Source organism: Catellatospora tritici, from assembly GCF_019083965.1.
Taxonomy (GTDB): domain Bacteria; phylum Actinomycetota; class Actinomycetes; order Mycobacteriales; family Micromonosporaceae; genus Catellatospora; species Catellatospora tritici.
Genome location: NZ_JAHRCY010000029.1, coordinates 72,011 through 97,155 on the forward strand (window position 1 = coordinate 72,011; position 25,145 = coordinate 97,155).

Below are 25,145 nucleotides of genomic sequence, written 5' to 3' on the forward strand. Positions count from 1 at the left end.
TACGGACAGATCGCTACAGCCGGGCGGCGACGGCCGCGGCAACGGCCGCCGCGGCCGCCGCGTCGGAGAACAGGGCCACCGGGTCCACGGGGAATTGGTGGACTTCGCCCGGTCGGGTGCGGTCCCATTCGGCCGCCTCGCTGAGCAGCACGTGCGCCGGCTCCTTGGGCAGCGCGCCGCCGTGGGCGCCCGCCGCCAGCGTGTAGCTCATCCAGCCACGCTGATGACTGGTCAGGGCTTCGGCTATGTCCTGGTCGAGCTCCGGGGCGCACCGCTGGATCGTCGCGGTCAGGAAGTCACCGATCACGGCCAGGGCGTCGTCGGCGTTCCGTCCGAGGAGGTCGGGGACGTCCTGCGGCGCCAGGTCCTCGTCCATGCCCGTGGCCAGCTCGATCAGGAGCTCCTGGGCGTCCTCGGCGTCCGGTGCCCCGGGGTCGACGAGGATCAGTTGCGGGTTGCCGCCCAGTCGCGCGGCGAGTTCGGAGGCGAACCCGGATCCGGAGCAGTAGCCGAGGACCACGGTCGGCGGTGCCGGATCCGCTGCCAACACGGCTGCCCAGTGCTCCGCCTGACTCTCGATCGTGCGGACGGCCCCCTGGATGTCGGGGTTGTCCAGCGGATCCACCCGGACGTATCCCGCTCGCAGCTCCGGTGGAAGCAGGGTGGTGAACGAGCGGGGAACTGCCTCGCGGCCGAACTCGACTCCCACGATCCTGGTTGATTGGGCGGACAACGTTCCCCCTTGGGACGTGAGTTGGGAATGTGGACCGGCCCCGCGTGTATGGCGGGGCCGGTCCGGTCATGGTGTTGGGACTGCGGGCCGTCTACCGGAGGGCTATGCCGTCCGGCGCAGCGCCTCGATCTGCGCGGCCAGCGTCGCGACGGTCGGCGTGTCGACCAGGGCACGCACCGGAATGTCCAGGCCGAGTTCGGTCCGCAGCCGGTTGGCGACCGCCAGCAGGGAGAACGAGTCTCCGCCGATCTCGAAGAAGTTGGCCTGCACGTTCACCACGTCCAGCTTGAGCACGTCCGCCCAGGCCGCCGCGACGGTGCGTTCCATGTCGGTGCTCGGCGGCACCACGGTCGGCTGGGCGACCGGAGCGGCGGCGGGCCGGGGAAGCCGCTGGCGGTCGACCTTCCCGGTCGGCGAGAGCGGAATGGCGTCGAGCCACACGAACACGGCCGGCTGCATGACGATGGGCAGCTTCGGGGCCAGGTAGGCGCGCAGCGCGGCCTCACCGAGCTCGCTGCCCGGCGTCAGGGCCACATAGGCGACCAGCCGCTGGTCGGACTCGAGGACGACCACGGCGTTCGCCACGTCCGGGTGCCCGCGCAGCACCGATTCGATCTCCTCCAACTCGACCCGCACACCACGGATCTTGACCTGGGTGTCGAGCCGGCCCAGGAACTCCAGCTCCCCGTTGGGAAGGCGGCGCACCAGGTCACCCGTGCGGTAGACGCGACCGCCGGGCCGGGCCGGGTCCGGGGCGAAACGGTCCGCGGTCAGGGCGGGCCGGTTGCGGTATCCGCGGGCGACGCCGTCACCACCGATCCAGAGCTCGCCGGGGACGCCGATCGGTTGCAGATTCCCCCAGCGGTCGACCACCGCGCACGACGCGTTGGCGATCAGCTCTCCCAGCGGCATGGAGCTGCGCTCCACCGACTCGTCGCCCATGCGGCCGGCCAGTGCGATGCCCGCGGTCTCCGTCGGCCCGTACTCGTTCCAGACCTCGCACTGTGCGGAGACGACCCTGCGGGTCCGCGCGACCAGGTCACCGTCCAGGTTCTCGCCGGCCATCAACACGTATCGCAGCGCCGGCATCCCGATGCCGGCGTCCGCGATGCCGCGCATCTGGGTCGGCGTCAGGAGCAGCATGTGGATCGACCGCTCGTTGATGAACCGGGCGGTGGCCCGGCTGTCAGCCCGGACCTCACGAGGCAGCATGACCAGGCACGCGCCGGCGGTCAGCGGGTGGAACATCTGCTCTACGGACCAGTCGAAGTGGTACGAGAGGTTGTGCACGACCCGGGTGCCCGGCCCGATGGGGCGGACGTCCTGGGCCCACTGGATCCACGGGGTGATCGCGGAGTGCGGCAGTCCGACGCCCTTGGGGTTGCCGGTCGTCCCGGACGTGTACATCAGGTACACCAGCTGCAACGGGTGCGACACGGGGTCCTGGGCACCGCCCTCGGCACCCTCCGGCTCCCGGCGGTCCGCACCGGTGGAGCCGCCGTTCCCGGCGGCGTCGGCACCCGCGATGTCGGCACCCGCGATGTCGGAACTCACGACGTCCACGCTCTCGAGGACCGCCGTGGGCAGCTGGTCTCGCAGTACCGGGGTGGTGACCAGGACCTTCATCCCACTGTCCGCGACCGCGTACGACATCCGGTCGACAGGTGCCAGCGGATCGATCGGCACGTAGGCGGCCCCGGCCTTGAGGATGCCGAGGATCCCGACCATGAGGTCCACCGACGGGTCCGCGCACAGCCCGACCAAATCGTCGGCGCCGACACCACGCGCCGTCAGCTCGGCGGCCAACCGAGCCGCTCGGCGGTCGAGGTCGCGATAGCTGACCCGATCGTCACCGCTCTCGACCGCGTCCGCGTCCGGGGTCCTGAGCACCTGCTCCTCGAACAACCGGTGCAGGAAGAGATCGGTGGAGTACGGACCACAGGCCGCGGTGGACCACTTCTCGAGCTGACGGCGCTCCCCCTCGGGAAGGATGGTGAGCTCGGAGACGCGCTTGGCGGGAGCGGCCACCGCATCGGCGGCGAGCACGCCCAGATGCTCCAGGATGCGCCACGCCTTTTCCTCGACGAACAGGTCGGTGTTGTAGTCGAGCGCGAGGCGGTACGTGAACTCGGTCTCGACGACCCTGAACACCAGGTCGAACTTGGCCGCCTTGTCCAGGTCCAGATCGAGGTCGGTGACGGTGAGCCCGGTCAGGTCCAGCGACGGCACCTGGTGCTGGAACGCCAGCATGACCCGGAACGGCTCCTGCCGGGAGGAGCGGTCGGTCGAGATCGCGTTGACCACCCGCTCGTAAGAGACGTCCTGGTGGGCGAAAGCCTCCAGCATCCGGGCCCGTACGCCACCGAGCAATTCGGTCAGCGTCGGATCGCCGGACAGATCGGTGCGCAGGGCGAGGGTGTTGAGGAAGCACCCGAGCATGGACTCCAGTTCCGGCAGGTCCCGGTTGGCGCTGGGGATGCCGACCACGATGTCGGTCTGCCCGCTGTACCGGCTGAGCAGCACATTGAGCAGGCTGAACATGGTCATGAACGGAGTGGCGTTGTGCTCCTTGGACAACTCGCGCAGCCGCCGCGACACCGCCCGGGGCAGTTCGATGCCCACCGACGCCCCACGGCCCGCGGTGCCCACCCGGGGCGGCAGGTCGGTCGGAAGATCCAGTACGGGCAGCGGACCGCGCAGCTGGGTCTTCCAGTACTCCAGTTGCCGATCGAGTGCGGCCCCGCTGGTCTTGCGCCGCTGCCAGGCGGCGTAGTCGGCGTACTGCACCGGCAGCTTCTCGGCCGCGGGCAGAGCGCCGTCGGCGGCAGCCGCGTACAGCCCGAGCAGCTCGGACATGGCGAGCTCGAAGGAGTGCACATCGGTGATGATGTGGTGCAGGTTGATGAGCAGGGCGTGCCACTGCTCGTCCAGTCGGTAGAGCTCCACCCGCAGCAGTGGTCCCTGCTCCACGTCGAACGGCCGCTGCGCGGACTCGAGAACCAGGTCGGCCAGGACCTGCTCGCGCTTGTCCGCCGGCTCGTCCCGGAGGTCGACCACGGTCAGCGGCAGGTCGAGGTGGGCCAGGATCACCTGCTCCGGGACTCCGTCGACGGCCTTGACGGTGGTGCGGAAGACCTCGTGGCGGTCGACCAGCGCCTGCACGGCCTGCTCCAGCGCCGCGACGTCGAGCGGGCCGACGATCTCGTTCGCCACCGGGACGTTGTAGCGGGAGCTCGGACCCTGAATGTGCTCGTCCAGCCACAGTCGCTGCTGGGTGAACGACGCGGGGGCGTGGAAGACGTCGCCCGACCGCTCCCCGAACGGCTCGATGGTGGTGGCCGCCCCGGGCTCGGTCTGCCGCATCCCCTCGATGGCCGCGGCCAGCTGGCCGAGGGTCTGGGCCTCGAAGAGCACGCTGAGCGGAATCCGGATGCCCAACTCCTCGCGCAGCCGGCTGATCACCCTGGCGCCTTGCAGCGAATTGCCGCCCAGTGCGAAGAAGCTGGCGTCCGGGCCGGGTATCTCGGTCCGGAGGACAGCTGTCCACACATTCGAAACAACGTCCACCACGGACCGCTGCGACATGTTCGTTACACCCATTCCATCGATCGAGGGCAGAGATTCTTACGAGCTTCGGGATGCGCCACTGAGCCGGCCGCAGATCTCCGCAAGCACGGCCGTACGGGCGGAGTGCAGGAAGAAGTGGTCGCCGGGGAACATGCGCAGATCGAAACCACCGGCCGTCAGCTCGCCCCAGCGCGGCAGCGTCGCATTGCCCGCGGGTTCGTCCTCGGTCCCGCCGAATACGGAGATCGGGCAGTTCAGCAGTGGCGGACCGGTGAACCGGTAGGTCTCGATGACGGCGAGATCGGCCCGGATCACCGGGAGCAGCAGGGTCATCAGTTCCGGGTCCGACAGCACCGCTTCCGGCGTGGCACGCCAGGAACGCAGCTTCTCGATGAGTTCCTCGTCCGAACCTGCGTGGTACTGCGCGGCCGAATCCCTGGCCTGGGGCGGTACCGATCCCGACGCGAACAGTCGGGTGGGTGAACCCGCCTCCATCCGCTGCAGTGAGCAGGCGAGACTCCACGCCACCAGGGCGCCCATGCTGTGCCCGAAGAAGGCGAACGGACGATCCAGGTTCGGGATGATCGCGGGCACCAACGCGTTGAGCACATCGCCCATCCGGTTCAGCGGCGGTGCACCCAACCGGTCCTCGCGGCCCGGCAGTTGGATCGCCCACGGTTCGATGTCGTCGGGCAGGGAGGCGGGCCAGTCACGGAACACCGAGACGCCACCCCCGGCGTACGGGAAGCAGAACAGGCGCATGCCTGCCAGCGGCCGGTTGGCGAGTGGTCTGACGAGCACCTTCATCGGCCGGTCTTACCTGCCATCTCCTGGCGCAGGGTCAACGGACGCATGTCCGTCCAAACCTCGTCGATGTGTGCCCGGCAGGCGTCCTTCGAGCCCTGCTTGCCCGTCTGCCGCCAGCCGGCAGGCAGTTCGCGGCCCAGCGGCCAGATGGAGTACTGCTCCTCAGAGTTGATCACCACGACGTGTACGTCGTCGCCACGCTGCTGTTCCATGAACTATTCCTTCGGTGAATTGACCGGTGCTCAGGCGTTCGGTGTCGAGGACCGGGAGGCTCGCAGACTCCCCAGCCGACGGCGGGTCCCGGACGTGGCCTGGGCCGCCCGGCGCGCCTGCCGCAGGGGTTCCGACAGGGCTGCCAACGGGATCGCCGCGTCGGCGACGACCTGCCCCAGCACGGCCAGGAAGCCCGACTGGAACTCCTCGACCTCGGACTTCGCGAGCCGACGGGAGTTGTAGTTGAGCCGCAGGCTGAGCTGGTCGCCTGCCGGCCTGCCGTACAGACAGAGGTCGAGCTGCGAGGTCTGCCTGGCGGGCGGCAGGAAGTCCGTGAACTGGAAGGAGCACGAGAAGACCGGGTTCCGGCCGGGCCTGGCCTCGACGTCGAGCTTCCCGAGCAGCCGGGTGAACGGATAACGGCTGTTCGCGTACGCGCCGATGCTCGCGGTCCGGGCCCGGCGCACGACGTCGCCGAAGGCGTCGGAGCCCGACATCGTCATCCGGACGGACAGCGGGTTGACGAAGTTCCCCACCATTCCCTCCAGCTTCCTGGTGTCGCGGCCGGAGAACGGGACGCACACGACGATGTCGTCGTCGGAACTGATGTCGCGCAGTGCGACCGCGAACGCGCTGAGCAGCAGGACGTGCAGCGTGACGTGCAGCTCCTTGGCCAGCCCCACCAGGCCCTCGGTGAGGTCGGCCGCGACGCCGAACTCCACCGTCTCGTTCACCACCTCCTCGGCGGGTGCGTCGTAGTCACCGATGCGGAGTCTCGGCAGCGGGGCGGCCAGCTGGTCGAGCCAGTACGTCTCCATGGACTTGCACTCCGCGCCCGACAGCCACTGCTGCCGGTCCCGCACGAACGTGTCGAACGCCGTCGGGAGCGGGGCCAGCGACGGTTGCTCACCGGCCGCGAACGCCCGGTAGCAGAGCAGCAGCTCGTGCAGGAGGGTGCGCATGCTGGTGCCGTCCGAGACGATGTGGTGCACGTTCAGGAGGACGCAGTAGTGGTCGGACGCCAGCCGGTAGATCTTCGCCCGCACCGGCGGTGTGCCGAGGTCGTCGAAGGCGGTCGTGCTCTCGGCCAGGAGAAGTCGGTCCGTCTCGGCCTCGGGGTCGGCCGCGCCGGTCAGGTCGACGAGCGGCACTTCGAGGTCGTACACGGGCAGCACGCGCTGGCGCGGGCCGTCCGGGGTGTCCCGGAAGGACAGCCGCAACGCCTGGTGCCGGTCCACCAGCAGAGCCAGGGCACGGCGCATGGAGACGACGTCCACCGCCTCGTGCAGGTGGTGCCACAGCGGCAGGTTGGCATCCGCCCGGCCCTCGTCCAACTGGTGCTGGAGCCACAGGCCCAGCTGGACGTTCCACAGCTCGAACCAGGCCTGGTCGTCCTCCAGTTCGGGGCCGCTGTTGATATCGAGATCGGCTGCCCTCGAAAGACGCTCCGCCATTCCGATGATGGCTACGTCAGTGCCGGATTCCTGGAAATCCTCGGCGACATCACTGGAGTCTTTCACTCAGCCAGCCAATCTTTCATCAATGGTTTACGAAAGGCACACCGCAACCACGGGCTCAGTGAGCAACAGGAAGCGCGAAGCCCCTGCCAAGAGGTGATCCCTTCCGGAGATCAGCTGCATAGGAGCTCACGCGGGTTGCAAGTGTGCCATACGAAGTGGTCCTCGGCATAAGTCGCGAGACGGTGTTGTTTCTCTCCGGACCCTCACGGCAGAACCGCAGCCACGTGCCCCCCGCCGGTCGGCGGACGATCGCCTGCTTCCGGCCGGGCATCATGATCCTGGGACGGCACCCGGCCCTGGCCGAGTGACGGGCGACGACCGAGAACCCCGGCCGACCTGGGCCGCGAAGGGCGATAACCCGTTACCGGAACGGCAGTCGTAGACCGCGCCGGGCGGCGCGGGTCAGGCCCGCCGCAACCGGCCGCCGGTCAGCGACCTGGTGGATCGGGGTCTTTCAGCTACCGCTCCATCAGCATTCTGTCCGGTGTGGATAGTCGCCCCGTACCGTGATCACCAGGTTGGATAAAGCTCAATAGGGCGAACTCAGACCGTCGTCATGCATCACGAGGATCGATGAGCCACACGGAGGGAACAGCCGGTGGTTCCGCAAGTCCAGCAGGAGCGGGGCCCACCACCCCACACACCAAGTCCCGGCGCGGATACCGCCCAATGAGCAAACGGCACGATACATCCACTCTCGAATACATATTCTTAGGAAGTCTTCCCACTGTCAAGCGCCCATTGAACCGCCCAGTGCCCGGTAGCGGGCTCAGACGCTGATGGTGACTTGGGTTTCGTGATGATCAGGTAGCGATTGTCTCGATTCGACCGGTGAGATGTGCCCCATCTCACCGTGGCGTCAGCAGTACCAGGCGATCCACGCGGCAGAGGCTCACCGACCGACTGCCGGGAGTGCTCGGGCAATGCTCCGGAGCACGTTCTCCCGCTCGCCGTTGAGGAAGAGGTGACCACCGGGGAAGATCTCCACCTCGGTCCGGCCGGTGGTCAGCTCCGCCCAGCCCTTGAGGTGCTCCTCGCTGACCCGGGGGTCCGCGTCGCCGCCGAAGGCCGAAACCGGGCAGTTGAGCAACTCACCGGGGCGGTAGACGTAACTGGCGAAGAGGGTGAGGTCCGCCCGGAAGGACGGCAGGATGAAGGTGACGAAGTCCGGACTCTGCAGCAGCTCCTCGGGCGTGCCGTTGAGGCGGCGGAGCTCGTCGATCAACTCCTCGTCGGACAGGTTCAGCTCGCCCAGCGGCCGTGACTCGTGAAACGGCAGTGCCCGGCAGCCCGACACCACGACTCGGACCGGCTCCAGCCCGTGGCTACGCACGAGTCGGCGGGCAAGCTCCCAGCCGACGATGGCACCCATGCTGTGACCGAAGAACGCGAACGGCCGGTCCAGGTACGGGAGCAGGGCCGGGACGAGAGCGTCCAACAGCTCGTCCAGATCCGCGATCGGCTCCTCGAAGAAGCGGTCCGCCCGGCCCGGCAGCTGCACGGCGAAAGCCTCGACACCCTCCGGGAGTCCAGCGCCCCACTCGCGGAACACCGAGGCGCCGGCCCCGGCGTATGGGAAGCAGAAGAGCCGAAGGCCGCCGGGCTCGGTCCGGCCGGGAATCGGTCGGACCCAGCTCTGGGCCGTCTGCGATGGTGCCGAGTGCATGAGGTTCCGTTCCTGATAATCGACAGTGGTGAGGCGCGCGGTCGAGCGCTGAGTCGCGCGCGACGCCGATCCGCGCGGCCGCCGGCGGCGCTGACTCAGGGCCGGCCACGAAGGTAGACGCGCCGCGGTGATCCAGCGTACCTGCATCAGCTTGCGAGTCCATCACGAGTGGCGCCCTGGACTATGGACCAGAAACCATTCGCGACACGAGCGCACCCGACCCCACCTGGGCGAACCCCACCGAATCGGAACACTGATGATTCAAGCGCTCCGGGATCGGGTGCGCTTCTGGCCAGCATTTCCACCCCCGACCGCCCATCGCTATAGTCACCACGGACAGGGAGGTGTTCATGATGAAGAAGCAGCTTCGCGGCATCTGCGCGGGATTCTAGAAACGAACAGCCGATTGCGGGAGAAACGAGTTTCTCCCGCAATCGGCGCTCAGACGACCCGCCACGGATTGTCCAGTGACACCTCGCCCAGGCAGGCCTGGGAGCCCTTGGAGATGTTGACCAGACCGCCTTCGATCGAAGCCGCGAGGACCGCCGGGAGATTCCCTTCGAGATAGTCGTGGCTCGCGCCCACGCCGATGAGGATCCCCTTTCCGGTGGCCACCGCGAGATGGAAGTTCGGCCCGGACCGCTGGGTGGACGCACGCCATTGGATCCCGGTGCGCAGGGCCGACCCGACGTCAGGCTCAGCGTCCACGTCGCCGAGGAAGTTGAAGTGCTTGGCGAAGGCGGTCGGGTCCGTCTCCTGCCGGCCGGCCTGCTGAAGGCTCGACTTCAGGGCGTCGACGTCGTAACAGCCGTTCATGTACGCCGTCATGCACTGCAGGTAGCCGGACCGCAGATACTCCAACGGGTGGGCCTGCTCGTCGATGGTGATGGTCACCGGCGCGAACTGGTTGAGCGAGCTGACCAGCGGCACCCACCGGCTGTCCAGCCGGTTGGCGGCCATCAGCGCGAAGGTAACCTGTTCGGTTCGCTTGAGCCGGGCCAGCGCGAGCGCGCCGACGCCGAGCACCACGGACTGCACCGAGATCTTCAGCCGGTCGGAGAGCTCCTGCGCGGCGGCCAGACCGTCCAGGCTGTAGAGCGAGGCCCGGCGACGCTCACTGCGGTCACCGGGATCCCGGTCCGCCGGCGTGAGCCGGTCCCAGACCTCCGTCCAGTGCCGGAGGCTTCGCGAACCCGACTCTTCGTGCTGCGCCTGCGCCATCTCGAGCGGCTGGACCACCGGCCCGAGCATTCCACCGTCCAGTAGCCGACCGAGCTGCTCCTCCAGCACCCGTAGCGCACCGTTGTCGGCCGCCACGTGGTGGATCACGGTGACCAGGTAGAGCGCGTCGCCCTGGTAGGTCGTGACGAAGGCACGCCACGGCAGCTCGGCCTCGATGTCGATCGGCTCGGCCGCCGACTCCGCCGCCAGCCGGTAGGCTGCCTCGAAGCTGTCCTCGACCAGCTCCACTGCCGCCACCTTGGACGGGCGGTACGGGTGCACCGTCTGGGTAGGCGCGGGTCCACTCAGGTCGTAAGTGGTCCGCAGCGACTCATGCGCCGCCACCAACTGGAGCCAGGCGTCCATCACCTGGGCGGTCCCGACGCCGAACGGCACCTCCCAGACGCTGATCAGGTTGGCGACCGACCGGTGGTCGGGTCCGTGCGTCTCCAGCGAGCGCAGGACCGACAGTTGACCGTAGGTCACCGCGCCCGTCCGGCGGCTGCTCACCGCCGGGCCGCCCGGACGGCGAACTGGCCGAGCATGGACTGCTGGATCTGCGTGGTGCCCTCGATGATCTCCATCACCTTGGCGTCGCGGTAGTGCCGCTGTACGGACGCCTCCGCGCCGATGCCCTGGGCGCCGTGGATCTGCACCGTGTCGGCGGCCGCCTTGACGGCGATGGTCGAGGCCCGGTACTTCGCCAGCAGGGTGTGGTTGACGGCGTCGATCTCACCCTGCTCCTTGCTCACCCCGGCGTGGTGGCAGAGCAGCCGGGCCGTGATGGTATCGGTGAGCATGTCGGCCAGCAGTTGCTGGACGAGCTGGTGGTTGCGGATCTCGGTGCCGTACTGGGCACGGCGGCCGGCGTACTCCGTCGAGGCCTCCAGACAGGCCTGGGCCAGTCCCACCGAGCCCCAGGCGGTGCTGTAGCGGCCGAGGTCGAGCGCGCTGGAAGCGACGAAGGTGAGACCGAGGCCCGGACGGCCGACCAGGTTCGTGGCCGGGATTCGGCAGTCGTCGAAGGTGATCCGGCCGAGCATCGAGCCGCGCAGGCCGAGCAGGCCCTCGATCGGCTCCACCGACAGGCCGGGAGTGTCCCGCTCCACCAGGAAGGCCGTGTGCTGCCCGTCGAGCTTGGCGAAGACCAGGAAGAGGTCCGCGATCTGGGCGAAGCTGATCCACTTCTTGGTGCCGCGGAGGACGATCACGTCGCCGTCAGCCGTCGCCGTGGTCTCCACGGCGGCGGCGTCGCTGCCGACGTCCGGCTCGGTCAGGGCGAAGGCGGCCAGGGTCCGGCCGGAGGTGATCCGGGGCAGCCACTGCTCCTTCTGCTCCGGGGTGCCCCACTTGTGGATCGAGTGAGCGACCATGTCGTCCACGGCCACGAAGTTGCGGATCGACTGGCAGCCCCGGCCCAGCTCCTCGGTGAGCAGCCCATAGTCGATCCAGTCCAGGCCGAGGCCGCCGAACTCCTTGGGAATGAGCGCGCCCAGGTAGCCCTGACCGGCCAGGTCGGCGATTACCTCGGGGGTGATCGCCTGCTCGCGATCGAAGCGGTCCGCCTGGGGCACCAGGACACGGTCGGCGAAGGCACGGAACTCGCCGTGGCGCTCGGCCTGCTGCGGGCGGAGGTGACTGAGAATCAACGGAATCCTTGCGATGTTGGGGGGCGGATGCATCGCCACGGTGGGTGCGACGGCATCCGACTCGGGGGAAAGCTCAGCGGACGGTGCTCAGGCCATTGCCTCGAACAAGCCCCCGACGAGGGCGCGCGAGACGAAGCCGTTGGGCCCGCAGGGCAGGTCGCCGACGACAGTGGTGCGATGGACGATTCGCTCCTCCTCGAACATGAGACCGTCCACCGGGCCGGCGTGGGCCACGGAGCGGTTGTCCCACATCACGAGCGTGTCCTTCTCCCAGCGGACCCGGGCGTGAATCTCGTCGCGCCCGGCGAGTTCGTCGAGGAGGAAGTCCAGCAGGAGGGTGCTCTCGCGGGGCTTGAGACCGCGAATCGCCTGCATGAACACGCTGCTGACGAGCAGACTCCGCCTCCCGGTCTCAGGGTGGACCCGCACCAGAGGGTGGAGAGCGACGAAGGGGCCTGCCGACTTGCCGTCGAAGCGGGGCACCGGCGAGGGATTGTGCCGGGAGTGTATGGCCTGCAGGGTGTCGAGGTAGCCGCGAAGGGAAGGCGACAGACCAGCGTAGAGCGCTTCGAGATCGGCGAAGAGGGTGTCGCCGCCCGCCGGGGGAATCTCCACGCCGCGCAGGATGGTGATGGCGTTGGGGTTGGCCACGAATGTGCTGTCGATGTGCCACTCGGTGCGCAGGCGCCTGGGCGCGGCCCCGCTCAGGGGGTTGAGGCCGGACTCCGCCTCGGCCAACTTCGGTCGATCCTCCGACAGCGCGGTTCGCAACACGGCAGGGGTCTCGCGCAGGCCGTTTGCGATGGGGTGGGCGGCGGTGGCGCCGCCGAAGGCGTCGGTGAGGGCGACCTGGCGCGCGTCGTCCATCGGCTGGTCACGGAAGACGAGGACCTTGTAGCGAAGCAGGGCCTCGCGCAGGCAGGCCACTACGGCCGGCTGCAGGTCGTCATCGAGAACGACCCCTTCCACCTCCGCACCGGTGATTGGCGTGAGAGGCCGAAAGCTGATTTCTGACACCCGTACCCCTAAGCATTGTCTATCAATTGAATCGTCGGGCGGGCAGCGTACCCCATGATTCGAGCGGGCACACATTCCGGTAAACAGGACAAGGAGCGCAGGAGGGTGGAGCGTGGGTCAATCGAGTCGGCGGCAACGTCTTTATCAAGCTGAGTCGATCGAACCGCAACGTCATTGGACATCGATTGATAAGACCTTGCCACGGTCCGATGAGTGAGTCGGTTCGCCCCTTTTGCCCGTCTGGTATGGGGCGGTGTCGGCACGGTTCGCGTGTTGCGCCCGTTCTCTAGTACACGGGGCGGTGCCGGACGCTCCACTCCCCACTCGACGGTGACATAGGGCACATCCCAAGGTCGAGTATCGGGACACCCACTAGTCTGACCACCGCGAGAACCCAGGTCACGGCACCAGGGCGGTTCAGGCTGCACGCCACCATCCGGCCGTTAGACTCTCGACCTTCAGGAAAGGGAACCGGGAACACAGCATGTCCAACGAACAGGCCAATAGCTTGATGTCGGTGATTACTCAAGTATTTGCTCCCCTTGAGGTTTCACCCGACAGCACTTTTGACGACCTCGGAGCCACTTCCGTATCGTTGCTTCGCCTGATGGTCTCCCTGCAGAGTAGCTTTGATGTCGATCTGGACGTCGTCGACATGTTCACCGTGCGCAACGTCGGCGAGCTGATTCAGCTCGTCCAAGAGCGCATGCCTCGGTGAGGATTCCCTCCGACGCGAGCCCGGTCGCCAACGGCGCAATCGGTGGCAGGCCGGCCCTCCTCGGATGATGGCGTAGCACGGCCTCGAATCCTCGCATTTGGATGCCGCATTGCCGACCTCCGTCGCCCCCGAGCGTGGCGGCAGTAGCGGACTGACCTGAAAGCGTGATGTCGGAGCTGTTTGCCGTGCCTGCCAATTTCGGCTGGTCCGGTGACCGTGAGCCGTGAGTACGCGCAGGGCGGCGGACTGACCGACGCCGAGGGGGCCGCGCTCCAGCGGACCCCTCGCCGGCCGTAACGCTGCGAGGGCGGGGAGAACACCCCGGGATCGCTGAGCGCTGCGGGTGATCAAGCGGTCGGTGAAGCGATGGCACCGACATCACGAATTCAAGTTCAATGACCACTGCCCGAATGCCGAAGGGGGAATCGTGACCGCGTTCCCAGATGCGAAATACTTCCTGTCCAGCTATATTTCCCAGCCCGACAGCCTGTCTGTAATCGCACCACGCCATGATCAGAACATTGCCCTGTGGCGCAGTCGCGACTCGCGGGTCGAACTGCTCAGGATTTGGGAACTTGAGCGCATCAGCGGGCAGAAGCACCACTACTGGCCCCTCTTCACCGTGGACAGATACAACCGGGTGCTGGCCGATTTGCTCGCCGCCGAGGGGCTTTCCTTGGATGATGTGAGCGCGTCGTGGGGTACGCCTGGCCTGCCGCATCACTCAGAAATCCGGTTGCCCGCCGGCAGCGAGGACTTTCCGGTCCACAGCCTTTCCCACCTCTACAGCGGCCTGCTTCTCGACGCTGCGGTATTTCGTAGTGAGACGATCGTCGGATTGGCGCTGGACGGCCGGCCCGACTTCGGCCTCGACCAGACGAGCAAGAAGTACTGGTACGCGGGCTGCGTGTCCGACAAGGGCGACGTCGAATTCGCACCCGTAGAGTCACCGGCTCCGATCTATGACGCCGCGTCGGCTGCATTCAACAAAGAGCCCGGCACCCTGATGGCACTGGCGTCGGCGTGTTCCACCGAGATCGCCTTCGACATCGAGGCGGCGGTGCAGGATCTGCAGCTGTTCGGCGGCCGACGCGTGCCGTTGGTCGATACGATTCCGTTTGTTCAGGCCATCATCCGTGCGGCGGAATCGCAACTGCCGTCGCTCGAACTCGACAGCCGCTTCACCGCGCACGAGCACCTCCAGTCTGCCGTCATGAAGCTCGTGCAGACGGCTTGCGAGCTGGTCATGGTGCGAAACATCGATCGGCTGCTCAGCTCGGCGGGGGTGAACCCGCGTGAGGCATACCTGTCGCTCAGTGGGGGCTTTGCCCTCAATTGCCCGACCAACTCCTTCCTGCTGCGCCGCTACGGCTTCAAGGGCCTGCTCACTCCTCCCTGCGCCAACGACTCCGGTCAGGCTCTCGGTCTCGGCCTCCTCGGCTTCCTCGGTGAGGGCCAGCTCCCCGCCGGCGACTTCCAACTCCGGACCCCCTACTACGGCTCCGAGCTGACCGACGTCGACCTCGCGCTGAAGCACTTCGACGACTTCATCGAGGACGTCCAGGACTTCACCGAGACCCAGTTCGTCGAGGACATCAGCCGCGGACCGCTGGTGTGGGCAGACGGCGCGGCCGAGATCGGCCCGAGGGCGTTGGGCCATCGCAGCATCCTTGCCGATCCTCGCTCGCCCCGATCGAAGGACCTGCTGAACGAGTACAAGAGTCGGCAGTGGTGGCGCCCCGTCGCCCCGATCGTGCTGGAAGAGTACAGCGGCGAGTGGTTCGAGGACTCCTGGCCCTCGCCCTACATGCTGGAGACGGCGTACGTCAGCGAGTCCAAGCGCGATCTGGTTCCGGCGATTCTTCACCTCGACGCCTCGGCTCGGCGTCAGACGCTGGCCGCCGAGACCAACCCCCTGCTGTACCGGGCGATCGAGGCGTTCCGGCTGAGCACCGGCGTTCCGATGGTGTGCAACACGTCGCTGAACGACAAGGGCGAACCGATTGTCGACACGGCGGCACAAGCCCTGAACTTCGCCATTCGCAAGGGCATCGCCATCGCCTACATCGCCGGCCGCCGGGTTCAGTTGCGGGCAGACGCCCGCGGCCAGAGCTCCACTCCCACTCGCCGGCACGCTCGCCGGGAGGAGCTCTTCGCGGGCCAGGAGCAGGATCGCGACCTGATCTGGGACTCCTGGCTCAAGTCGGGCTACACCACCGCGGCGATGGTCCTGATGTCCCGCTCCCCTGAGCTGCGCGACCAGCAGCTGGCGCCGCCGGCGATCGTCAACCAGCTGGCCGACGTCGCGAGCTCTCGAGACGAGAGCGGCACGCTGGTCCTCGCCGCGGCCAAACATGCCCGCATGTTCGGGCCGACGGCTGTCTTCGACACCGAGTCCCAGGAGGGCGCTGCCTTCTGATTTCCCAGCGGGTGCGCTGACGGCGAAGCCACCGGTGGGCGGCGCCGGACATGCGGCCCGCTCGGATCTCAGCGCGCAGCGAACGCCCGACAGCCGAACGGGACGATCGGGCGTCGAGCCGCGGAAGAAGGAGGTCCGGCCCCGGGTACGAGCGCGGCGGCGGCACGGAAAGCCCGGCTCGTATTCGGGGCCGGGCAGACCATGAGACCGCCGCCCGCCACGACCTGGGGCCACATCGGGTGCACGCCGACGGTCCGCCGCCACGGCCGGGGCTCCCGGCGGGTCTCGCCGGCCGGGGTGGCCCGCTACCCCACCCTCCGCCATCCGTCGGCCAGATCGGTGATCGTGCCGCCATGACCGCATTTGCTACAGCAGTATGGAGAGTCAGAGCAGTGAACACAGAATCGCTTTGGGTCCAGACCTCCGAAGTGGCTCACATGAGCGAGGCGGGTCGGGCCGGCCATCCTTCACATGCGGTCGTGACCGAGCACATCGCGACACTCCACTCAGGAGCACCGTTCGAACTGCTCGACTGTGGCGTCATCTCCGGGGTCACGTACCACCATCTGCTGCAGGCGGGCCTGGAGGTCGACTACACCGGCATCGACATCGGCGAGGCCGCCATCGCCGACTGCCGCGAGCGCCACCCCGAGGCTCGCTGGCGGCAGATGAGCGTCACCGATCTCGCTTTCTCCGACAACTCGTTCGATGTGGTGAACTGCCGCCACCTGCTGGAATGTCTGCCGTACTACGAGACCGCCGTCCGCGAGATGTTCCGAGTCGCTCGCCGCACGGTGGTGATCTGCATGTTCCAGGTGCGGGAGCCGGAGGCGCTGCTGCGCCGGGAGACGGCCAACGGCTACATCTGGTTCAACCGCTACGCCCCCGGTCCGTTCGAGGCGTTGCTGCACTCGCTGTCGGAGTCGGTCGAGATCGTCGACGTCCCCTTCGACCACCGTCCGAACCGGGTCTACTTCTGCACCAAGCGATCCGCGTAGCCGTGACCTCCGCCGGCAGGGACAGGTGACCTGTGTCCTCGCCCCGACCTTCTCAAGGCAATCCATGACACTCCCGCACTCCGCAACGCCTGTGACCGACTCGAAGGTCGGCGGGCACCTCGCCGAGCTGCCCGGCGCGCCGGAACTCCCGCTGGACCGGGCACATCCGGTCCGGCGTGATCTCCGCGCCGGCTCGGTGCCCTTCGTGGTGCCCACCGCGGCGACGGCCGCTCTGCGACAGCTGGGTGAGGCCTGCGGCGTGGAGCTCCCGGCGGCAGCCTTCGCCCTCTACCTGGTGCTGCTGCACCGGTACAGCGGGCAGGCCGAGCTTGCGGTCGGGGTGTCCAACAGCGACGAGGTGACCACCCCGGTCCGCGCCGAGGTCGGCGGGAGCTTCCGGGAGCTGGTCCAGCTGGCGGGCACCCGGCTGGCAGAGGCCGAGCAGGTCCGTACTGCCACGCCCGTACACCTCTGGCCGGGCTTCTCCTGCCGATCGGCACCGCGGGTCACCCCCGAGACCACGTCATGTGACCTCGATCTGCGGCTCTGCCAGGTCGACGGCGAACTGACCGGCAGCCTGGTGTTCGCGACCGACGTCCTCGATCCGGCCACCGCCCGCCGCGCGGTGGACCACCTGCTCCGGCTGCTCGACGGCGCGACGGCCGATCCAGACCGGCCGGTGGCCGAACTTCCCCTGCTCACCGCGGCGGAGGAGGACACCGTCGCCACCCTGAACAGCCTCGTGGGCGAGCCGGTGGACCAGAGCTTCCACCAGCTCTTCGAGGCGCAGGCAGCCCGCACCCCCGACGCGATCGCGGTACGCGCGGAGGGCGCCTGCCTCAGCTACCGCGAACTCAACTCCCGCGCGAATCAGCTGGCCCACCTGCTGCGCGAACTCGGAGTCGGCCCCGAGGCGACCGTGGGCCTGTGCGCCGATCGCAACGTGCGGCTGATGGTGGCCGTGCTCGGCATCCTCAAGGCCGGTGGCGCCTACGTACCGGTGGATCCGAACGACCCGGTCGAGCGGCGCGACGGCATCCTGAGCGACGCGGCCGTGCGGTTCGTGGTGGCGACGGCTCCCCTCAGCACCGGGCACCAGGTGATCCAGCTCGACGCCGACCTGGGCGTGTTGGCGGGCCGCCCGCTGGAGAACCTGCCCATCGAGCGGTCAGCCTGCGCCGATGCCGCATACCTGCTCTACACCTCCGGTTCCACCGGAAAGCCCAAGGGTGTGGTGATCGAGCACCGTCAGCTGGTCAGCTACACCCGTGCCGTCATCCGGCGGCTCGGCATCGACGGGCCGCTCAACTTCGCGATGGTGCAGCCGCTGACGGTGGACTCCAGCGTCACGGCCTTCGCCCCGCCGCTGTGCACGGGCGGCCAGGTACATCTGATCTCCCGCGAAGCCGCTTTGGACGCCGGGAAGTTGGCCGACTGGGTGCAGACCTGGGGAGTCGACTGCCTCAAGATCGCGCCCTCCCACCTCCGCAGCCTCCAGGCCTCCCCGCGCTTCGCCGAGCTCCTGCCGCGCCGCCTGCTCGTCATCGGCGGCGAGGCCTCCGACTGGCGCTGGCTGCGCGGACTCCAACGCCTCGTACCGCACTGCCGGGTCTTCAACCACTACGGCCCGACCGAGACCACGGTCGGCGTGCTGACCCTCACCGTGGCCGACCACCTGGACGCCGAGTGGGAGACCGCACCGATCGGCGTTCCGCTGCCGGGCACCCAGGCCCATGTCGTGGACCCCGCAGGTCGCCCCACGCCCGTGGGCGTCGCCGGCGAGCTGCTGATCGGCGGTGACAACCTCGCCCGTGGCTACCATCGCCGGGACGACCTCACCGCCGCGGCCTTCGTCCCCGACACCCTCGGCGGTCGGCCCGGGGCCCGCCTCTACCGCACCGGCGACATCGTCCGCCGCCTGGCCGACGGGACGATCGCCTTCCTCGGCCGGCGCGACGACCAGATCAAGGTACGTGGCTTCCGGGTCGCCCTCGGCGAGATCGAGGCCGCCCTGAAGAGCCACCCCGAGGTGCGCGACGCCATCGCCATCGTCCGCGAGGACATCCCCGGCGACCGACGGGTGGTCGCCTACATCGAGCCGCACAACACCGGCTTCAGCACCGCCGGGCTGGACCGCCACCTGCGGGCGCGGCTGTCCCCGCACATGATCCCGCAGGCGATGGTGACACTCGACCAGCTGCCGCTCTCCGCGCACGGCAAGGTCGACCGCAGCAAGATGCCTCGACCCACCGAGCCCGCCGCCGCCGCACCACTGCCGCCGAGAAACGAGCTGGAGCGGCTGGTGGCGAAGGTGTGGCAGGAGGTCTTCCGCGCCGAGGCGGTCGGCTCCGAGCAGAACTTCTTCGACCTCGGCGGGCACTCCCTGCTCATGGTCGAACTGCATCACCGGCTCCGGGCAGCGACCGGCCGGGAGATCGAACTGCTCGACCTGTTCCAACACACCACCGTCCGGGCCCAGGCCGAGCTGCTATCCCAGCAGAACCAGGGGGCGGCACCCGCCACCACCCACAGCAGGGGGGCGCAACAGAACGCCCTGTTGAAGCGCCGCCAACAGCAGCTGCACGCGAAGCGAGGTCACCATGAGTGAGTACTCCCCCGACGCCGACCTCATCCTGGATGCTCAGCCGAACCACGAACCGGCCGGTGACATCTCCGAGTTCGACGACAGCCTGGACATCGCCATCGTCGGCATGGCCGGCCGCTTCCCCGGCGCCCGCACGGTCGAGGAGTACTGGAGCAACCTCAAGGCGGGCGTCTGCTCCGTCACCCGCTTCGACGACGAGGAACTCGCCGCCCGAGGCGTGGACGCAACCACCCTCGCCGACCCGAACTTCGTCGGCGCGGGCTACGTGCTGGCCGACAGCGAGAAGTTCGACGCGGCATTCTTCGGCTACTCCCCGCGCGAGGCCGAACTCATGGACCCGCAGCATCGGGTGCTGCTCGAATGCGCCTGGGCCGCGCTGGAGAGCTCCGGACACGACGCCGAACGCCACGACGGCCTGGTCGGCGTCTACGCGGGCGCGGGCAACAACACCTACCTCCTGTTCAACATCGCCTCCCAGCCCGGCGCCGCCCAGATCCTCGGCGACAAGCAGACGGTGATCGGCAACCGGCCTGACTTCCTCGCCAGCCGGGTCTCCTACAAGCTCGGCCTGGAGGGCCCCGCCCTCAACATCCAGTCCGCCTGCTCCACTTCGCTGGTCGCCGTGGTCGAGGCGTGCCAGGCGCTGCTGGCGTACCAGTGCGACACCGCGCTGGCCGGCGGCGTCGCCGTCGACGGAACACGGAGCAAGGGGTACGTCTACCGCCCGGACGGCATCTTCTCGCCGGACGGCTACTGCCGCACCTTCGACGCCCGCGCCCAGGGGACCGTGGGCGGCGACGGCGTCGGAATGGTCGTGCTCAAACGCCTCAAGGACGCGATCACCGACAACGACCACATCCACGCGGTCATCAAGGGCACCGCACTGAACAACGACGGCTCCCGCCGAGCCGGGTTCAGCGCGCCCAGCGCCGCCACCCAGGCCAGCGCCATCTCCACCGCACTGTCGAACGCGGACGTGCCGGCGGAGAGCATCGGCTACATCGAGCTGCACGGGACGGCCACCATCCTCGGCGACCCGATCGAGTTCTCCGCACTCGCCTCGGCCTACTCCGGGGTGAGCGAGCGGAGCTGCGCTCTCGGATCGGCCAAGACCAACATCGGACACCTCGACTCCGCCGCCGGGGTCGCCGGACTGATCAAGGCCGTGCTGGCCGTGGAGCACGGCCAGCTGCCACCCACCCTGCACTTCGAGCGGCCCAACCCGCGGATCGACCTGGCCGGCACCCCGTTCTACATCAACACCGAACTGCTGCCGTGGCCTGAGGACGAGGGCCCGCGTCGCGCCGGAGTCAGCTCCTTCGGACTCGGCGGCACCAACGCCCACGTCATCCTTGAGCAGGCCCCGGCACTACCGCCCAGGGCCAAGCCGGCCGACGGCACCGAGCAGCTGCTGGTGCTCTCCGCCAAGAGCCCGGAGGCCCTCGAAGCGGCCACCGACCAGCTGCACGACCACCTGCGGGCGCACCCCGAACTCCCGCTGGCCGACGTCGCGTTCACCCTGCAGCAGGGCCGCCGGGCGTTCCCGTACCGGCGGATGCTGGTCTGTGGCAGCACCGAGGAGGCGCTGGAGGCACTCGACGCCCGCGAGGACGGCCGCCTGCTCACCGCGACCGCACCGGAGACCGCGCACCGGCCGGTGGCCTTCATGTTCACCGGTTTCGGCACCCAGTTCCCGGGCATGGCACGCGAACTCTACGCCGAGGAGGCAGTGTTCAGGGCTGCGCTGGACGAGTGCGCGGGGCTGCTGGAGCCGCTGCTCGGCACGGACATCCGAGAGCTCATCCTCACCGCCGACGAGTCCGCCGCCGCCACCCCCGGGCAGCCCTTCGACTTCCGCCGACTGCTCCTCCAACCGGAACGCAGCGAGCACCCGCTCGACCAGCCGCGCCTGGGTTACCCCGCGGTCTTCGCCCTCGAGTACGCGTTGGTCGAACTCTGGGCCGCCTGGGGAGTCCAGCCCGAGGTGATGATCGGCCACAGCCTCGGCGAGTACGTCGCAGCCTGCGTGGCCGGGGTCTTCTCGCTGCCGGACGCCCTGCGCCTGGTCGCGGAACGCGCACGGCTCATCGAGGAGCAGGGTGAGGGCGCGATGCTGGCCGTGCCGCTCGCCGAGGAGGCCGTCGCCCGGTACACCGACGCGGACGTCTGCCTCGCCGCGATCAACGGTCCGCAGACCTGCGTGCTGTCCGGCACCGTCGCGGGCATCGACCGGGTGGCCGGCGACCTGCTGGCCGCCGGCATCGCCACCCGCCGACTGACCAGCCGCTTCGCCTTCCACTCCCCGATGATGGACCCGGTCGTCGACCGCTACGCCGAACTGGTCCGTTCGGTCCGGCTGAACGCTCCGGCGATTCCGTTCGTCTCCAACCTGACCGGCACCTGGATCACCGACCACGAGGCCACCAGCCCCGAGTACTGGGCCCGGCACGTCCGGGAGAGTGTGCGGTTCGCGGACGGCCTGGGCACCCTGTGGTCCGTCCCGGACATCACGATCGTCGAGATCGGCCCCGCGCCGACCCTGACCCCCGGGGCCCTCCAGCACCCCGCCGCCGCCGGCACCGACCGGGTCGTCGTCCCCTCACTGCCCGGCGCGTTCCTCGGCCAGAGCGACCGTGCCGCGCTCCTGCGGGCCGCCGGACGCCTCTGGCTCGCCGGACGGGCGCACCCCTTCCCGGTCTCGGCTGACGGCAGGCGAGTTCCACTCCCCACCTACCCGTTCGAACGACGCACGTACTGGCTCGAACCCGGCACGGCCCAGTCCGGCGGCGGCTCGGCCCAGCAGCGGCGCGGCACCTTGCCGCAGTGGTTCTACGCACCGTCCTGGCAGCGGCTCGCGGCCGCACCGCAGCCCGCAGCGGCGGACCTGACCGCTCAGCGCTGGCTCGTCTTCGCGGACGAGACCGGTGTCGGCCGCTCGCTCGCCGACCGGCTCGAAGGCCTCGGCGCCACTGTGCGCACGGTCGTCCAAGGCGCCGAGTGGCACCGCAAGAGCGAGCGCGAATACGTCCTCAACCCCGCCCAGCCGGACCACTTTCACCGACTCGCCGAAGCGCTGCGCGCCGAGGGGACGCTGCCCGGCCGAGTGGTGCACTGCTGGAGCGTCGGTGACGACGCCGACCGGGCAACGGCACCCGAGGACGTGCGGGCCCTGCTGCACCGCTCCTTCGACAGCCTGGTCCACTGGGCTCAGGCCACCGAGGCCGAGCTGATGACGCAGCAGCAGCGCTGGGACGTGCTGTCCACCGAGGTCTACGCCGTCCTCGGCGACGAGCCGCTCTGCCCACCGAAGGCCACCGTCCAGGGCCTGTGCAAGGTGCTGCCGCAGGAGTACCCCTCGCTCAGCTGTGTCCAGTTCGACCTGCGCGTCGACACCCCGCACGCCGTACCCGGGCTGGTCGACCAGCTGCTGACCGACCTCGCCGCGCCGCCCGGCGAACGCACCATCGCGCTGCGCGGACGACACCGCTGGACGCCCACGTACGTGACCAGCGCGCCGCCCACACGCGGTGACTCGCCGGTCCGGCCGGACGGGGTGTACCTGATCACCGGCGGTCTGGGGAAGATCGGCCTGCTGATGGCCCGCGCCCTCGCCGACCGGGCGAAGGTGCGCCTGGTGCTGCTCGGACGCAAGGGTCTGCCGCCCCGGGAGAGTTGGACCGATCCGCAGCACCCGCAGGACGTGCGGTCGACGATCCGTGCCGTCCAGGAGATCGAGGCGCTCGGCTCCGAGGTCCTGGTCACCGCCACCGACGTCTCCGACCTCGCGGCCATGCTCGCGCTGAAGGAGCGCATCCTGCGGGAGTTCGGCCCGATCGCCGGCGTGCTGCACTGCGCCGGTACAACCGGCAAGGCGGCCCACCGGGAAGTCGCGGTGCTGGGCCAGGAGGAGGCTTCCTGGCACTTCGCCCCCAAGCTCTACGGCACCCAGGTGCTGCACGAGGTGCTGGCCGACCAGCAGCTGGACTTCGCCCTCATCTGCTCCTCGATCGCTTCGCTGCTCGGCGGCCTCGGCTTCGGCGCGTACGCCGCCGCCAACGCCGTGCTCGACGCCTTCGCCCAGCGGCACCACAGTGCCGCCCTGCCCTGGACCAGCGTCAACTGGGAGGCCTGGTACTTCTCGACCGAGGACCGGGCGGACTCGGAACTCGGCGCTGCGGTACGCGAGTTGGCACTCACCCCGGCCGAGGGCCGCCTGGTGGTCGACAGCCTGCTCGACGCCGCGCCCCAGGCGCAGATCGTCATCTCCACCGGCGATCTGATGCTGCGTCAGGAATTGTGGTCCGACCCGGTCGCCGATGCGCCGGCCCCGGCTCAGCGGCACGAACGCCCCAACCTGCGCAACCCCTTCGTCGCGCCGAACGGCGAGACCGAACGCCAGGTCGCGGAGATCTGGCAGGAGCTGCTCGGCGTCGACAGCGTCGGCGTGCAGGACAACTTCTTCGAGCTGGGCGGCAGCTCACTGCTCGGCCTCCAGGTCGTCCACCGGCTGCGTCAGGACCTGGCCGTTGCCGTGCCGCTGACCATCGTCTACGAGGGCCCCACCGTGCGCACGCTCGGTGCCCTCATCGACAACCTCCGGGCCGCGCAGTGACGGCGGCACGCGGTGGCATCGCGATCGTCGGGATGGCGGGGCGTTTCCCCGGCGCCGGGGATCTGACCGAGTTCTGGTCGAACCTGCGCGACGGCGTCGAGTCGATCGTCGCCCTGACCGACGAGGAGCTGACGGCGGCGGGCGTGGCACCCGAGGTGTTCGGCCGGCCGAACTACGTCAAGGCCACGCCCAGGTTCGCCGGGAGTGACCTGTTCGACGCGGAGTTCTTCGGGTACACCGCCCGCGAGGCCGAGGTGATGGACCCGCAGCACCGGCTCTTCCTGGAGACGGCCTGGGCCGCGCTGGAGCACTCCGGCTACGACGCCGCCCAGTACGACGGCAGCATCGGTGTGTTCGGCGGCGCGGGGGCCAACCGCTACGTCCAGCACGTCTACTCGCATCAGCAGATCGTGGACACCCTGGGCCAGACCCAGATCCTGGTCGCGAACGAGGTCGGCTTCCTGGCCTCCCGGGTGTCGTACAAGCTCGACCTGAAGGGCCCCGCGATCTCCCTGCGCGCCGCGTGCTCGACCGCCCTGGTCGCGGCGCACACGGCCTGCCGGAGCCTGCTCGCCGGGGAGTGCGACCTCGCCCTGGCGGGCGGCGTCCACGTCGATCCGAACCCGGGCACCGGTTACCTGCATCAGGACGGATCCTTCGTCTCCCCGGACGGGCACGTCCGCCCGTTCGACGCGGACGCCCGGGGCACGGTCTTCGGGACGGGCGTCGGCCTGATCGTGCTCAAGCGGCTGGAGGACGCGCTGGCCGACGGCGACACCATCCACGCCGTGATCAGGGGCTCGGCGATCAACAACGACGGCGCGGTGAAGGTCGGCTTCACCGCCCCCAGCGTGACCGGCCAGGCTGCGGTCATCACCGCCGCCCTCACCAGCGCGGGCCTCGCGCCCACGGACATCGACTACGTCGAGGCGCACGGCACGGGCACCTCGCTGGGCGACCCGATCGAGGTGCAGGCGCTGTCGCGCGCCTTCGGCGACACCGGATCCTGCGCGCTCGGCTCGATCAAGGGCAACGTCGGCCACCTCGACGCCGCCGCCGGCATCGCCGGTCTACTCAAGACCACTCTCGCGCTCAAGCACGAGCTGCTGCCGCCCTCGCTGAACTACACCCGGGCCAATCCCGACATCGACTTCGCCAACAGCCCGTTCCAGGTACAGGCCACCCTCGGCTCCTGGCCGCGCACCGACGGTCATGTCCGCCGCGCCGGGATCAGCGCCTTCGGCTTCGGCGGCAGCAACGCACACCTCATCCTGGAGGAGGCTCCGCTCGCCCCGGCCTCTCCGGCCAGCGCGCGTCCGACCGAGACGCTGGTCCTGTCGGCTCGTACCCCCGAAGCCCTGGAACAGGCCACCGACCGGCTGGCCGAGCACCTGCGCCGC

Annotated in this window: 15 protein-coding genes; 6 read left to right on the forward strand and 9 right to left on the reverse strand. The window is 69.1% G+C overall.

Annotated features, from left to right (window positions below; genetic code table 11):
- Positions 1 to 13: 13 nt before the first annotated feature.
- The 9 genes from KUA19_RS37675 to KUA19_RS37715 form a co-directional block, all read right to left on the reverse strand.
- Positions 14 to 733 carry an alpha/beta hydrolase family protein gene (locus KUA19_RS37675; protein ID WP_217403989.1) on the reverse strand — a complete coding sequence of 240 codons (720 nt, stop codon included), beginning with the start codon at positions 731 to 733 and terminating at the stop codon, positions 14 to 16.
- A 102-nt stretch (positions 734 to 835) separates the two neighbouring features.
- Positions 836 to 4,333, reverse strand: coding sequence for a non-ribosomal peptide synthetase (locus KUA19_RS37680; RefSeq protein WP_308167869.1), 3,498 nt, complete (start codon positions 4,331 to 4,333; stop codon positions 836 to 838).
- 24 nt (positions 4,334 to 4,357) lie between these two features.
- Positions 4,358 to 5,107, reverse strand: coding sequence for a thioesterase II family protein (locus tag KUA19_RS37685; protein ID WP_217403993.1), 750 nt, complete (start codon positions 5,105 to 5,107; stop codon positions 4,358 to 4,360).
- Positions 5,104 to 5,319 carry an MbtH family protein gene (locus KUA19_RS37690; protein ID WP_217403995.1) on the reverse strand — a complete coding sequence of 72 codons (216 nt, stop codon included), beginning with the start codon at positions 5,317 to 5,319 and terminating at the stop codon, positions 5,104 to 5,106. Before KUA19_RS37690 ends, KUA19_RS37685 begins: the two co-directional genes overlap by 4 nt.
- A gap of 30 nt (positions 5,320 to 5,349) precedes the next feature.
- The gene (locus KUA19_RS37695) at positions 5,350 to 6,774 is read right to left on the reverse strand and encodes a condensation domain-containing protein (RefSeq protein WP_217403997.1); all 1,425 of its coding nucleotides are present in this window, start codon (positions 6,772 to 6,774) and stop codon (positions 5,350 to 5,352) included.
- A gap of 958 nt (positions 6,775 to 7,732) precedes the next feature.
- Positions 7,733 to 8,506, reverse strand: coding sequence for a thioesterase II family protein (locus KUA19_RS37700; protein WP_217403999.1), 774 nt, complete (start codon positions 8,504 to 8,506; stop codon positions 7,733 to 7,735).
- A gap of 441 nt (positions 8,507 to 8,947) precedes the next feature.
- A complete protein-coding gene (locus KUA19_RS37705; protein ID WP_308167870.1) occupies positions 8,948 to 10,213 on the reverse strand; it encodes a condensation domain-containing protein in 1,266 nt (421 codons plus the stop codon).
- Positions 10,214 to 10,233: 20 nt separating this feature from the next.
- Positions 10,234 to 11,376 carry an acyl-CoA dehydrogenase family protein gene (locus KUA19_RS37710; protein WP_217404000.1) on the reverse strand — a complete coding sequence of 381 codons (1,143 nt, stop codon included), beginning with the start codon at positions 11,374 to 11,376 and terminating at the stop codon, positions 10,234 to 10,236.
- An 87-nt stretch (positions 11,377 to 11,463) separates the two neighbouring features.
- A complete protein-coding gene (locus KUA19_RS37715) occupies positions 11,464 to 12,393 on the reverse strand; it encodes a TauD/TfdA dioxygenase family protein (protein ID WP_217404002.1) in 930 nt (309 codons plus the stop codon).
- Between the two features lie 484 nt (positions 12,394 to 12,877).
- Here KUA19_RS37715 and KUA19_RS37720 point away from each other — a divergent pair, with 484 nt between their 5' ends.
- The 6 genes from KUA19_RS37720 to KUA19_RS37745 form a co-directional block, all read left to right on the forward strand.
- Entirely contained in the window at positions 12,878 to 13,111 is a 234-nt protein-coding gene (locus tag KUA19_RS37720) for an acyl carrier protein (protein ID WP_217404004.1), read from the forward strand.
- Between the two features lie 427 nt (positions 13,112 to 13,538).
- The gene (locus tag KUA19_RS44805) at positions 13,539 to 15,530 is read left to right on the forward strand and encodes a carbamoyltransferase C-terminal domain-containing protein (protein ID WP_217404006.1); all 1,992 of its coding nucleotides are present in this window, start codon (positions 13,539 to 13,541) and stop codon (positions 15,528 to 15,530) included.
- A 479-nt stretch (positions 15,531 to 16,009) separates the two neighbouring features.
- Entirely contained in the window at positions 16,010 to 16,528 is a 519-nt protein-coding gene (locus tag KUA19_RS37730; protein WP_217404007.1) for a class I SAM-dependent methyltransferase, read from the forward strand.
- 91 nt (positions 16,529 to 16,619) lie between these two features.
- Positions 16,620 to 19,136, forward strand: a complete 2,517-nt coding sequence (locus KUA19_RS37735; protein ID WP_217404009.1) for a non-ribosomal peptide synthetase — start codon at positions 16,620 to 16,622, stop codon at positions 19,134 to 19,136.
- A complete protein-coding gene (locus tag KUA19_RS37740) occupies positions 19,129 to 23,745 on the forward strand; it encodes a type I polyketide synthase (RefSeq protein WP_217404011.1) in 4,617 nt (1,538 codons plus the stop codon). The genes KUA19_RS37735 and KUA19_RS37740 overlap by 8 nt, the downstream gene beginning before the upstream one ends.
- Positions 23,742 to 25,145, forward strand: a 1,404-nt coding sequence (locus KUA19_RS37745) for a type I polyketide synthase (protein WP_308167871.1), incomplete at its 3' end; no start/stop codon positions are given. The genes KUA19_RS37740 and KUA19_RS37745, both read left to right, overlap by 4 nt.

Bases quoted from the DNA above. Each gene is read 5' to 3' on its own strand.
- KUA19_RS37680 (WP_308167869.1), bottom strand. From the start codon at position 4,333: ATGGGTGTAACGAACATGTCGCAGCGGTCCGTGGTGGACGTTGTTTCG.
- KUA19_RS37685 (WP_217403993.1), bottom strand. From the start codon at position 5,107: ATGAAGGTGCTCGTCAGACCACTCGCCAACCGGCCGCTGGCAGGCATG.
- KUA19_RS37690 (WP_217403995.1), bottom strand. From the start codon at position 5,319: ATGGAACAGCAGCGTGGCGACGACGTACACGTCGTGGTGATCAACTCT.
- KUA19_RS37695 (WP_217403997.1), bottom strand. From the start codon at position 6,774: ATGGCGGAGCGTCTTTCGAGGGCAGCCGATCTCGATATCAACAGCGGC.
- KUA19_RS37700 (WP_217403999.1), bottom strand. From the start codon at position 8,506: ATGCACTCGGCACCATCGCAGACGGCCCAGAGCTGGGTCCGACCGATT.
- KUA19_RS37720 (WP_217404004.1), top strand. From the start codon at position 12,878: ATGTCCAACGAACAGGCCAATAGCTTGATGTCGGTGATTACTCAAGTA.
- KUA19_RS37740 (WP_217404011.1), top strand. From the start codon at position 19,129: ATGAGTGAGTACTCCCCCGACGCCGACCTCATCCTGGATGCTCAGCCG.